At 65.8% G+C, this 12,825-nt stretch carries 9 protein-coding genes; all 9 read left to right on the plus strand.

Translation table 11 applies throughout. From position 1 onward, the window contains the following. The first annotated feature begins 16 nt into the window (after window positions 1-16). Window positions 17-763: a hypothetical protein gene (locus LJF27_RS12105; protein ID WP_004353040.1), complete on the plus strand. Its 747-nt coding sequence runs from the start codon at window positions 17-19 to the stop codon at window positions 761-763. A 232-nt stretch (window positions 764-995) separates the two neighbouring features. Then, entirely contained in the window at window positions 996-1,436 is a 441-nt protein-coding gene (locus LJF27_RS12110; RefSeq protein WP_014602839.1) for an RICIN domain-containing protein, read from the plus strand. Window positions 1,437-1,664: 228 nt separating this feature from the next. Next, window positions 1,665-4,925, plus strand: coding sequence for a tape measure protein (locus LJF27_RS12115; protein WP_031643210.1), 3,261 nt, complete (start codon window positions 1,665-1,667; stop codon window positions 4,923-4,925). Then, window positions 4,922-5,332 (plus strand): hypothetical protein, encoded by a 411-nt coding sequence (locus LJF27_RS12120; protein WP_023116958.1) that lies wholly within the window; start codon window positions 4,922-4,924, stop codon window positions 5,330-5,332. Before LJF27_RS12115 ends, LJF27_RS12120 begins: the two co-directional genes overlap by 4 nt. 48 nt (window positions 5,333-5,380) lie before the next feature. Further along, complete coding sequence (locus LJF27_RS12125) at window positions 5,381-8,932, plus strand: hypothetical protein (protein ID WP_023116957.1); 3,552 nt, start codon at window positions 5,381-5,383, stop codon at window positions 8,930-8,932. Beyond that, window positions 8,932-9,933 (plus strand): hypothetical protein, encoded by a 1,002-nt coding sequence (locus LJF27_RS12130; protein WP_023116956.1) that lies wholly within the window; start codon window positions 8,932-8,934, stop codon window positions 9,931-9,933. Before LJF27_RS12125 ends, LJF27_RS12130 begins: the two co-directional genes overlap by 1 nt. Beyond that, window positions 9,930-10,790, plus strand: a complete 861-nt coding sequence (locus LJF27_RS12135; RefSeq protein WP_023116955.1) for a hypothetical protein — start codon at window positions 9,930-9,932, stop codon at window positions 10,788-10,790. Before LJF27_RS12130 ends, LJF27_RS12135 begins: the two co-directional genes overlap by 4 nt. Then, window positions 10,787-12,547 carry a hypothetical protein gene (locus tag LJF27_RS12140; RefSeq protein WP_023116954.1) on the plus strand — a complete coding sequence of 587 codons (1,761 nt, stop codon included), beginning with the start codon at window positions 10,787-10,789 and terminating at the stop codon, window positions 12,545-12,547. The genes LJF27_RS12135 and LJF27_RS12140 overlap by 4 nt, the downstream gene beginning before the upstream one ends. Beyond that, window positions 12,547-12,783, plus strand: a complete 237-nt coding sequence (locus LJF27_RS12145) for a hypothetical protein (protein WP_019682828.1) — start codon at window positions 12,547-12,549, stop codon at window positions 12,781-12,783. Before LJF27_RS12140 ends, LJF27_RS12145 begins: the two co-directional genes overlap by 1 nt. The last annotated feature ends 42 nt before the right edge of the window (window positions 12,784-12,825 follow it).

A 12,825-nucleotide genomic window follows, 5' to 3' on the forward strand; every position in this document is an offset into this window, starting at 1 on the left:
CCATCAGGAGAGCCCCATGCTCCAGACCATCGACCGCTCGTTCATCGGCGAGGGCATCATCCATGCGCGGCTGTACGGATCGCAGGAACCGTTCCTGCCGCTCGGCAACTGCGACACCTTCAACATCAGCTTCGCCACCGACCGCAAGACGCTGCCCAACTACATGGGAGGCGGCGGCAACAGCAACGTCCGCGAGCGCGTCACCGACGTGACGTCCTCCATCGGAATGTTCGACCTGACCGCCGAGAATGTCGCCCTGGTGACGCGCTCCACCATCCAGGTGGCGCCCACCGCCGCGATCACCGACGAGGCGCATACCTCTCAGGGGGTTGCGCTGGAGTTGATCCCGTTCAAGTACCTGCCGGACCTGACCAAGCCCGTGACGGTGAAGACCGCGGGGGACGTCGAGGTGGCCCCGGGCACCGACTACCTGCTGGTACCCCACGGTATTCAGGTGCTGAGCGGCGGCAAGATCGATGCAACCGGCATCAAGGTCAGCTACACGCCGCGCCCGAGCCGGGCGGTGCATATGCTCAACGGCTCGCAGAAGGAGCTGGAGCTGTTCATCGCTGGCCTGAACGACGCGCAGTCGGGCGAGCCGTTCGCGCTGCGTCCTCGCCGCGTCAAGTTCGGCCTCCTGCAGGAGCTGGCGGTGTTGGGCCAGGAATACGCCAAGCTCACCGGCCCGGCGGAACTGCTCGCAGATTCGCGCGTGACCGCGACCGACATTTCCAAGTTCTGCCAGATGGATCTGGCAGGATAAGAATGGAAATAAAAAGTTACTTTTAGAGAGGTAATATAAAGTCTCTCCAATATTGCGAATATAAATAGGGCGCCCAGGTATTGCTGTTATTTGGTGTTAACCCCCATATTTCTGGTAGGGGTGTCTTATTTATATTTGGCTAGGTTTAATTCTGCGAGCCTGGAAACGGCTCGGTGGTCCTGCCTGTCGAGTGTGGGGCTAATAACTATTCGCTATGCAAGGAGCATCGCAAATGGGTACTTATCTGTTCCAATATGCACAAGATAAGGATTATGTGCTGGGTGTTTCCGATGAGCAGTCCGGCGCCAAAGTCGTACTGCGGAAAGCGCAAGGCACGCCATATCGCTTCATCCTTTGGGATGTCGATCAGGACACAGGGGTGATCACCCTGAACTCAAGCGGCGGCCAGTTGGCGATCGACCCGCAGGGTGGGAAGGTTTCGCCACAGAATATCCTGACGCTGGCTGTCGTGAATTCGAGTTCGAAGAGCCAACGCTTCGATATGGTGACGAAACCGCTCTACATCTTGAGCGTCCCCGAACCGGGGCTCTGTATCGACAACCAGAATCGTGTAACTAAAGACGGCAACCCGATCTGGCTCTACGAGTTCAACGGTTCGCAGGCTCAGCAATGGATCCCGCAGCGACTCTCGTTCGCGAAGGCTGACTTCTAAAAAATTAGCCTTTATAGAGCCTCCAGTATTTCCAAGTTGGAGGCTCTTTTAAATGGTTTGTAAGTAAGTTCTTGGTTTCTCTGTTGGGACGAAGTTGTGTCATTCAGAGACTTTTAGTGGGGCGTAATTTTTTGTGGCTCAAGAGAGTTCGCTAGTAATAGCCAGTTCTGATCTTAACCCGCCATATGGCGGGTTTTTTATTGTCCGGAGATTCTTATGGCGAGCCCAATGCAGCGCCTGATCCAGTTCGTTCTTCGCGGCCGGGACGAACTCTCGCCCGCCGCCCAGCAGTCGACCGAGGCGCTGGAAGGGCTGCGCACCACGGCGGCGAACCTGAACCGGCAGTTGGACGATGCGAAGGGGGCCCGCGGCCTGGTGACCGCGCTCGGAACTACCGAGCGCGCCATTGCGCAGACGCAGACGTCGGTGCAGCGGGTGGACCGTACCATTGCGGACCTGCGCGAGGCGTTGGACCGCAACCCCGGGAGCCGGGGCCTGGCCGTGTCCCTGCAGATCGCGGAACGGGACGCAGCGGGTCTGCGTCGGACCCTTGACCAACTGACCGCTCGGCACGCTGAGCAGCAACGTGCGGCGCGGGCGGCGGGCGTGGATACCGGGCAGCTTGCCAACGAGGAGCGGCGGCTGGCGTCGGTGGTCGACAACACCCGCGAGAGCATCGCGCAGAACAGCCGTGAGATCCGCGAGTTGGAACGCGCGCAGATGCGAGCGGCGCGGGAGGCTGCTGGCCACACCTCGCGCGTGACGGCGCTGCGCGAGGCCATGTCGTCCGGCGTTCGCCAGGCAGCAGCTTACGCCGCAGCCTTCGTCGGCATTCAGGCGGCGCTGAACCTGGTGCGCAGAGGAATCGGCCTGGTGCGTGATGGCATCGTCTCGATGCTGACCACCGGCGACCAGTTCGAGAACCTGCAGAACCGGCTTACGTCGCTGATGGGCTCGGTTGCCGGGGGGGAGCGGGCAACCGCCTGGATCAAGACCTTTGCCAAGGACACGCCGCTTCAGTTGGGCGACGTCACCGACGCCTTCGCGCTGCTGAAGGCCTACGGCCTGGACCCGATGGACGGGTCGCTGAAAGCGATCGAGGACCAGTCGGAGAAGCTGGGCGGCGGCATGGAGCGCCTGGAGGGCATCACGACGGCAGTCGGCCAGGCCTGGGCGAAGCAGAAGCTGCAGACCGAGGAGATCCTGCAACTGGTCGAGCGTGGCGTGCCGGTGTGGGACATGCTGGCCAAGGTCACCGGCAAGAATGCCGCGCAACTGCAGGATCTGGCGAGCAAGGGCAAGCTTGGCCGGGACGTCATCAAGGCGCTGGTCGACGAAATGGGGCGCAGCTCCGAAGGGGCCGCTGCGAAGGCCATGAGCACCCTGACCGGTCTGGTCAGCAACCTCGGCGACACTGCGGCCGACTTTCTCAACCGCATTGCCAACGCCGGCGCGCTGGACCACGTCAAGAACAAGCTGAAGGAACTGGGTGACACCATCGCGCAGATGGACCAGGACGGGCGCCTCGACACGCTGGCCAAGGGGTTGTCGGATGCCTTCGTCCAGGGCTCGGAATGGGTCGAGCGTTTCATCAAGCGCCTGGCCGACGTCGATTTCGGCACCCTGATCGACAAGACCTCGGCCTGGCTTAGCAGCTTCAGCACCCAGCTGGACGACATGGCCTCGCGGGTGCAACTGTTCATCGCGCCGTTCCGGACGTTGTTCAACGGTGTCACCTCGGGCATCAGCGCTATCGCTCTGGCCTGGACCGGCACCCTGTCGCTGATGGTCGCCGGCATCGAGAAGGTGGCGGAGAAGATACCGGCGGCGCTGGGTGGAGAGCGCATCCGCAGTTCCGTCGCCGGCGTCCACGACCTGCTCAGCAGCATGAGCGAGGGTTTTCGCCAGCAGATCCAGCAGGACGCGCAGGATATCGCGGATGCCTGGGACACCAGCACCACGGCCATCGCCTCCGCCGCACAGCAGCAGAGCCAGGCGATCACCGACACCTTCACCGACCTGAAGGCGGGTGCGAAGAACGCGGCCGCCGAGTCGGTGCAGGCGGTGACCAGCCTGCAGAATGCCCTGGACCAGATCAGCGCGGCCAAGACCACCGAGCAACTGACCGCCCTGCAGGGGGAAATGCTCAAGGCCTACCAGGCCGGCACGCTGAGCCAGCAGGAGTATGCGAACGGCGCCGGTGTCCTCAACGCGAAGCTGACCGAACTGAAGTCGACCGCCAGCGGCGCCGCCCTGGGGGTGTCTGACCTCAGCACCGGCCTGGAGAACCTGAAGCAGGTCCAAGACGCGATCAGCAGCGCGAAGACCACGGTCGATATCCAGAACATCCGGACGGCGCTGGGCCGGCTGTACAACGACGGCACGATCAGCGCGCGGGAGTTCAACCAGGAACAGACCAAGCTGTCCGCCAAGATCAAGGAACTGAAGGCGGCCGGCGAGGAGGGCGCCAAGGGTATGCAGGCGGTCGCGGAGTCCTCGGACAAGGCGGCCAAATCGCTCTCGGACCAGCGCAAGGCCATCGGCGAATCGATGGAGGCGACCCGCAAGGGAGTAGCGTCGACGAAGGACGACATGGGCGCCTTCGAAGGGTTCTTCGGTGGGGTGTTGAGCACCGCGCGGCAGGGCGTCGCGCAGTTGAGCCAGGAAGCGCTGAACGCCTTCGACGCGATGCGTGGGATCTCCACCGTCGATCTCAGCATCGACACCAGCAGCCTGGACGCCACGTCGCGCTCGCTGGCCAAGGTCAGCGAGCAACTGGCCCGGATCAAGGCCGAGTCGGGCGTGGGCATGAGCGGTTTCGGGCGCTGGGCGATGGATACCCAGCGAGCCAGCCTGGAGATCCAGACGGCGTACCTGGAGCAGAAGCGCAGCCTGCAGAGCCTGATGGACGACTATGAGCGCGGGACCATGAAGCTGGGCGACTTCGTGTCGGCGGCCAAGGGCGCTCGAAATGGCCTCAGCCTGCTGAACGATTCGGACATGCGGCAACTGGAGAGCGCAATCGAGGCGGCCAATCAGAAGATCCAGCAGCTCAAGGAAGGCTCGAAGTCGACGCTGATCAGCCTGCGCGAGGAACTGGCGGGGCTGCGCGGCGAGCAGGAGACCGTGGATCGCAGCCGGTTCAACAGCCGCAAGGCTGAGTTGCAGCAGCAACTGGCCGAGGCCCAGGGCAGCGGCGACATGAACGCGGTACAGAACCTGATGACGGCGCTGGCCACCCTGCAGCAGATCCAGGCCGAGACGGATGCCAAGCGGCAGAGAGAGGAGCAGCAGAAGCGGGTGGACGAGCAGAACGCCGCCAAGGCCGCGGCGGCGCCGCCTGCCTCGCCGCCGGCTTCGAGTCCTCCGCCCCGGGTCGTTCGTTTCGAGACGCCGCGGGGAGCCGTTGACGTGGCGGTGGCCAGCGAGCAGGACGAAACCAACCTGCTCGGCGTGCTCGAGCAGGCCAGCATGAGGACCGGCCGATGAGGCTCGATGCGGTGGAACTGGGCGACCAGTTCGAATGGGTGGACGAGTTCACCTGGGATGCGGTGGCACAAGAGCAGGAACGCTCCCTGACCGGCGCGCTGCTGGTGCAGGAAGGCACCAAGCTGCATGGCCGCCCGATCACACTGCGCTCCGGGGGAGGGGTATGGACGCCGCTGTGGGTCGTGCGGCAACTGGAGGTGCTGCGCGACCAGCGCCTGCGGGTCATGCCGCTGGTGCTACCAGACGGCCGCGAATTCTCGGTGATCTTCAACCGCGCCGAAGGGGCGCCGCTGGAAGCCGAACCGCTGTTCCGCGAGGTCAACCCCGGTCCGGACGCCGACTACCTGGTGACGTTGCGACTGCTCACCGTAGCGCCGCCCTCGGCACCGCCCACCCCCGACCCTTGATCCCACACCCCGCCTCGGCGGGGTTTTCTTTTCTGGCTGGAGTGTTCCATGACGATCACCGTCGATGATGTAAAGCTGCTGAAATCCCAGCGCCTCACCGATGAGGACGACGGCGGCGGCCGTGCCACCGGGCAGGCCGTGGTGGATCGCGAGATCAACAACCTGTTTCCCGATATCTCGCGCCTGGACCGGACCATCGGCCGGATCAACCTGCGCAAGGCCTTCGCCGGCATCAGTTCGAATAGCGCCGAGCCGTACCTGGGCGCTCATGCCATCGTCACGCGGGCGCCGGCCGATCCGCGTGTCTCGGTGCTGCTGTTCAACACCGGCAGCCAGACCGACGAGCGCCGCGACGCGCGCAACGCCATCGAGTCCTTCGTGGTGCCGGCCGTGTCTGCCTCGTTCGAACTGCTGGGCAACCAGTTGCAGGGCCAGCGCGCCATCGCTTGCGTGCAGCGCGAAGAACAGCGGCTGCCCGAGATCGGCGAGGTCTATCAGTTGGTGTTCGAGTCGCGCTCGCAGTATGTCCGCATCACCGACGTCGAGGCGCGGCTCGAACAGTTCGCCCACGACTACGGCAACGGCAACTTCGTGAACTTCACCCGGCGCCGGCTGGACCTGTCGATCAGCGCGCCGCTGGGCGCGACCTTCACCGGCGGCCAGGTGACGCCAGGCGGCACCACCAGCCCGAAAAGCCAGGTGCTCAGCACCCAGGTCGCCGATGCCGCGCGGTACTACGGCATCAGCCCCCTGGCCGAGGCTGTCAGCCGCGGCGCGCTGAGCCTGCGGGTCAAGTCGGTCTATTCCCAACTGGTGCCCAGTACCACCCGGGAAAACGCGCTGGTCGACCAACTGGCCGGCTACCAGCGGCGCCTGTTCGCTGCGGCCGGGCCGGCGCGGACGGTCAACCTGAATGTCGCGAACATAGGCAGCGGCAGGTCGCGGACGTTCCTCGGCACCGGCTGCGCGCCGGGTTCGCTGTCGCTGAGCGCCGGCGGCGGTGTGTTCGCCGACGACCGCAAGGGAGGCCTGCGCTACATCAGCGGTTCGAACTGGATTGCCAGCGGTACCGTCGACTACGAGAGCGGCGCAATCGAGATGGCGGCCTCCGGCAGCGGCTGGAGCGGGACAGCGAGCGCCACCTACCAGCCTGCCGCGGCGGCGACGGGCGAAGCGGTGACCGGGGAGATCCCTATCGAACTGGGCAACCGCGGCTTCGTCTACACCCTGTCGCTGTCCGAAGCGCCGCCCCAGCCGGGCACCCTGGTGGTCTCGTTCCTCGCCCTGGGCAAATGGCAGGAGATCCGCGACCAGGGCAACGGCGAATTGGCCGGGGAAGGCACCGGCACGGTGGACTTCGCGACCGGCTCGGTATCCATCACCCTGAGCGCGCTGCCGGACGTGGGGAGTTCGCTGATCTACGCCTACGTCGGGCAGAACGATGCGGCGCTGACCCAGCGCACCGGCACCAGCGTGCAGGCGCGCGCACGGATCAACCGGACGTTGCCGCACCAGGGGCTGTTGCCCGGCTCCTACAAGGCGACGTTCAAGGTCGGCGGGGTAGAGCGCACCGTGCTCGATAGCGGCAACGGCTCGCTCAGCGGTACCGGTGGCAGCGGCCAGATCAACTATGCCGACGGCAAGGTCAGCATGGAATTGAGCGCCACCCCGGATGCCGGGAGTGGGATCGTGCATACCTACGAGCAGGGCAGCGTGACCGACAGCCCGCTGGCGGTGACCTCCGACAGCACCGGCATGTGCATCGGCACTCTCCCCGGGGCGCCGCTCAAGGCGGGCAGCGTGCGCCTATCGTGGATCACCAAGCGTCGCCAGGCGGCACCGACCCTCGGTGCTGACATGGGCACCGGGGCGCTGCCGATCTTCGAATCGGAGATCACCGTGGACAACTCGGTGACCGACGACGCCGCCGGCGGCTGGGCCGGGCGCGCCGGGACGATCAACTACGAGACCGGCGAATTCAGCCTGAAGGTGGCCGGCAACTACGTGTTCAAGGAGTACACCTACTACACCGACACGGTCGACAACTTCGGTATGAAGAAGCTGCGCCTGGTGGCCACCGATACCACCTTGCTGGAGGGGTTCGGCGGCACGCTGAGCGTGCGCGCGCAGAGCCGCGGCGTCGAGTACGGCGAGCAGACCGATTCGCAGACCGTCGCTCCGGTGACCCTGGACCTGTTGCCTGGTGTGGCCGAGCCGATCCTGCCGGGCTCGCTGGTGTTCACCTGGGCCGGCGAGGTCTACGTCGACCGCTCCGGTGTGCTCTACAAGAACATCAACAGCAGCACCAACGCCGGCATCGCCGTCGGCTCGGTGGACTACGCCGGCCGTACCGCGACGCTGAATACCTATGGCTCGGGGGCGGCACCGACGGTCACGCTGCTGGCCTGTCTGACCACCAACGCCGGCTTCAGCGTCACCAGCATGACCTTCCGCACGCCGGGGGCGCCACTGCGTTCTGCGAGCCTGCAGGTGACGGCGGTTCGCCTGGATACCGCGCAGATCGTGACCACCACGGCGGACGCGAACGGTAAGCTCAATGGCGCGGTGATCAAGGGTAGCGTCGATATCGTGACCGGCATCGTCCGGCTGCGCTTCACCAGCAATCTGGAGGACACCACTGGGGCCAGCGATATCCCGGTGATTCCGCTGCTGCTGCGCTACAACGCGGTCGTCTTCACCTCGCTGCCGCTGGACGCAACCCTGCTGGGCCTGGACCCGGTGCGACTGCCGGCGGACGGGCGGGTGCCAGTGTTCCGCGAGGGCGACGTGATGGTGGTTGCCCATACCGCCGAGACCACGGTGCCGAGTCCTCAAGCTGGCGGCGTGCTGCAGCTCGGCCGCGACCAGCAGGCCGAGATCAAGGTGGTGGACGCCAACGCGGTGGAACTGGCCTCGGCGGGCTACAGCGTCGACCTAGAACGCGGCCGGGTGACATGGGCCAACCCGCTGGTCCTGCAGGATGCCGAGGGCAACCCGCTGACCCTGCCGCTGGTGGTGCGTGACCGGGTCGAGCACATGACCCTCTGCACCGAGGTCCAAGTGAACGGCGAGCTGGGAATCTCCTCGCCGCTGCCCTGGGATCTGCCGGCGGGCGAAACGCTGGCGTCCAGTGCGCTGAGCTGGGGCGACCTGCAGGCGCGGCTGCACCACTGGTTCACCCAGCGGACCTGGGATATCGGCTCGCCGAACTGGACCGACGAGCCCAAGGGCGACGGGACCACCGCCAACTACAACAGCCTCGCCTATCCGCCGCTGATCGCCAACCGCGGTGCGATCGATGCGAAGTGGGCGCTGGTGTTCAACTCCTCGACCAGTTTCAGCGTGGTGGAGGAGAAGCTGGGGGTCATCGCCAACGGCACTACCACCACCGACACGGCGCCGATCAACCCGGAGACGAACACGCCGTACTTCACCATCCGCAAGGAAGGCTGGGGCAGTGGCTGGGCGGCCGGCAACGCGGTGCGCTTCAACACCGACTCGTGCCTGGGGCCGATGTGGATCGTGCGGACGGTGCTGAGTGGCAAGGGCACCGTCGAGGACGATGAATTCCACCTGCAGATCAGAGGAGACGCGGACTGATGACCGCTCGACAGTACAGCTATCGGGACGCCGGCGCGCCGCCGGCGCTCTTCCCGTCGGCGGTGACGCCGTTCCAGAAGTTCAAGAGCTACCTGCGCGCGGCGCTGGTCGACGGCTACGGCAACAAGCCACCGGCAGGGTGGACCGTCGTAAGCGAGTTCGACACCGCCATCACCCTGGCCCCGGCGTCCAACTGCGCGCAGGTGACGTTCTACAGGCACTTAACCGGTAGCGGCAGCGTCAACGACTACATCGCAGTCTATGTGCATGAGGGCATGCTGGATATCAGCACTCCGCTCCCAAAGGGCGTCAATACGCGGTCACGTACCTGGTCGGCGGACACCAATCCCACCAGCAATGACGCTCATGTCATCTACCTGGGGTACATGTACTGGAACCATGCGACGTACTGGCAGATCTGTGCGGACGCCGAGACGTTCATCTTCTGCGTCCTCCAATCCACCGGTTACGAAAACACGAGCGAGGCGTACCAGCTCGGCCTCTACGTCGGGCAGTACGAGAGCTTCAGCGGCGCCTCCGGCGTTCAGGGGTTTATTGCCGTCGGCGGTGCCCAGGGTTACCAGAACACAACGGGGTACAGCCGAAACTGGTCCTTCGGGAGTGGCTTCAGTTCGCTGCGTGACCAGCGCTCGGGAGAGATCATCCAGGGTGGCGGTCCCAGCGTGGGAGCGCTGATGGACCAGATGCAGTATCAGAGCACCTACTACGACCGGGCGGAGGGAGAGAATCCACCCTATTGGCGGATGCAGCAGCCCTATGTGACGAATGGTGCGAACTACGTCGGCCGCCTGAAGGGTGTGTGTTTCGACCCGATCTTGGGCCATTACCGCCACGGACACCTGCTGGAGCGGCTGGGGTTGTCCCTGGGCGCAACGGCGGTGGCGGAGGTAGTCCAGATGGATGGCAAGACCTACCATGTGCATATGGACCGCTGGGGGCTCTGGTTCCTGTCTGTGGATCCGGCGTGGTGGCCAGCATGAGCGCGCTGATGCTGCAGGTGGTGCCGCCGGTCCAGATCCGGCCCGATACCTGGCTGCAGCGGTTCGGCATTGGGCCGAAGACCCTTCGCCCGCCGGTGGCAGTCGCCTGGTCGGGGGCCGGGCAGGCGATCTACCAGACCCTCGCCGTGAAGGTCACCCGCGAAGGGGAGGAGACTCCGGCGCGCAAGATCGCCACGCTGTATCGCGGGACGGTGGTCACCGCGACCGCGATGACGGCGACCTTCCAGGTCTACGAGGGCGAGACGGTGCAGCGCTTCGAGGCATCGGGCCTGCGCGGACAGTTCGTGATACAGGTCACCGACGAAGGTGACCCGCGCCTGGGGATCATTCGCTGGCCGGTCCTCGATGCCGATACGCGCCTGCTGTCCTATGACCTGACCGAAGGCTCGGGCGGTCGAGATCCGACCGACCCGGCGAAGGTGCGAGCGGTCGTCACGGTCGACGGCGGTGCGGCCTCGCGCTGGGTGGTGGTCATCGAGCGCAAGCTTGATGGCGAATGGCGGGTGGCCGGCGTGGGGCAGACGGCCGAGTCCGGGCGCGCCGAGATCGCCCTGGAGGTGACGGCCGGCGGGACCACTTACGCAATGGGGCTGGATGACTGGGGCGCGGTGTTCGAGCCGCGTCTCGCCGTCAGCCTGGGCCAGCGCGTGCGTCCGACGATCTTCTCTGGCTGGCTCTACGAGGTGACCGAGGCCGGGGTACTGCCGGTGGCTGAGCCGGAGTGGTGGCCGATCGAGGGCGATAACCCCAGCCGCCAGGTCGGCACGGCCCGTCTGCAGGCGACGCGTTACTACCGCCCGCTCAGCCACGGGCCCTTTCCTGTCGAGGCTCTATGATCAATGCGAGTTTCGGCGCCCCCTGGCAGAGGGCGGCGCCGCTTTCCGTGCGCGCCGTCCCGCTGCGCTGGCAGCGCCTGGTGCTTGCCGATGCGCATAGCGCCGGGCTGTGGGGCTCCGGCCGACCACTGGCACGGCGTTGCGCCAGTGGCTGGTCCGGTGTACCGGTGCGTGATGCGGGCTGGGGGAGTGGCTGGGAGCACGCCGAGCAGCGCAACGCGGCAGCCCGCAGCGCTTGGGACAGCACCCGGGTGCTGGACGTGGAGAGAGAGCTAGGCTGGGATCGGACGCTGCGCCCGCGTGATCGGCGCCTGTCGCTGATCTACAACCCGCGCCCGTCGCCCAAGGACGCCGGCCGTCCACCCGGCTGGCGGCGCTCGGCCGAGTTCGACCGCTTCCGCGATGCGCTGTCGGAGAGGCGTGCCAGTCTCTACATCCCGACCGGCCTGCTCGACTTCAATTTCGGCCCGACCCGCTACACCCCGGCGAACACGCCCGACGTGTTCTTCGATTTCCGCTACGTGGCGCCGGTCCGCGGTATCCGTCCGGTGGACGCCGGAGCGCGCAGCAGCTACGGCAGTCCGGCCCGCTTCGATGCGTTGCGGCGGATTCCCTGGGCATGGGGGCGGCCGACCGATCCGGTGCCGACGGGCATTGTCTACCCCGACTATCCGGGGCCGGTGGTACCGATAGATCCACCCACCGAGCCCGAGATACTGGAGACCTACATGATAGGAAACACGGTCACCCTGGTGGTGCTGCCGAGTCGCACGCCACTGGATGCGACCAGCATTCGCATCGGCCTGGATATCGACTCGTTCGCCTGGTCGTTCTCGGCTGATCTGTTCGGTCGCACCTCGCTGGACCTGGCGGCGCCGGATGCCAACGGGCCGAAGACAGTAGAGCTGGAGATCAACGGCTGGACCTGGCGGTTTCTGGTCGAGCGTTACAGCGGCAGCGGCAAGCATCCGAGCGAGCGCTACACCATCAGCGGCGCGAGCCGCACCCAACTGCTGGACGCGCCCTATGCGCCGAAGCGCAGCGCGGTGAACACGGCGCCGCTGAACGCACGTCAGGTTGTCGACGACCAGTTGCAGTACACCGGCTTTTCAGTGTCCTGGGACGTCGAGAACATGGGGCCGCCGGACTGGACGCTGCCGGCCGGCGCCTTCAGCTACCAGGACCAGACGCCGATGCAGGTCATCGTCAAGCTGGCCGAGGTCGCCGGCGGAATCGTGCGGCCGGGCCTGATGGACGACTCGGTGACGATCCTGCCGCGGTATCGTGAGGCGACCTGGTACTGGGACACCGCGATTCCCGACCGGATCATCCCGGCCGCCATCGTCGCCGAGTGGGGCAGCGAGTGGAGTCCCCAGCCGGCATGGAATTTCGTCTACGTCAGCGGTACCAGCTACGGCGTCAGCGTGCAGGTGCGGCGCGCCGGTACCGCCGGCGAGGAGTCGGCGCCTGATGTTATGGAGGACTGGATGACCGGCACCGAGGTGGCACGCTCGCGCGGGATCTGCGAGTTATCGAAGGGCGGTAACCAGGCGATCGAGACGCGGCGTATCCCGTTGTTCCAGAAGGATGATGGGGTACCGGGCCTGGTGCAGCCGGGCATGTTGGTCGAGGTGAGAGACGAACAGGCGACGTGGCGCGGTCTCTGCCTGGCTACCGATATCTCGGCCGAGGGGGTAGGGGCTAGCCGCGTTTGGCAGACCCTGCGCATCGAGCGCCACTATCCGGGAGGTTCCTGATGGCGACGGTCAACCCCTGGCGTCGGTTCATCGGGCTCTTACCGGGCGGCGCGCGCACGGTGGGGGAGGTGATCGATGTCGACGAGGGCGCCGGCACCTGCCGCGTCCGCCTGCGAAACAACGTCGTGATCGCGGCTCGGGGCACGGCGGTGCCGGCCGGGCAGATGGCGTTCATCAGCGATGGCATGGTGACCGGGCCGGCGCCGCAGCTCCCCCAGTTCGATATCGAGGTTTGACTGAGCCGATCCGACCAGCATGCCGTCCAGGCACTGCAGGCG

Source organism: Pseudomonas sp. 203-8, assembly GCF_020708595.1.
Lineage (GTDB): Bacteria > Pseudomonadota > Gammaproteobacteria > Pseudomonadales > Pseudomonadaceae > Pseudomonas > Pseudomonas aeruginosa.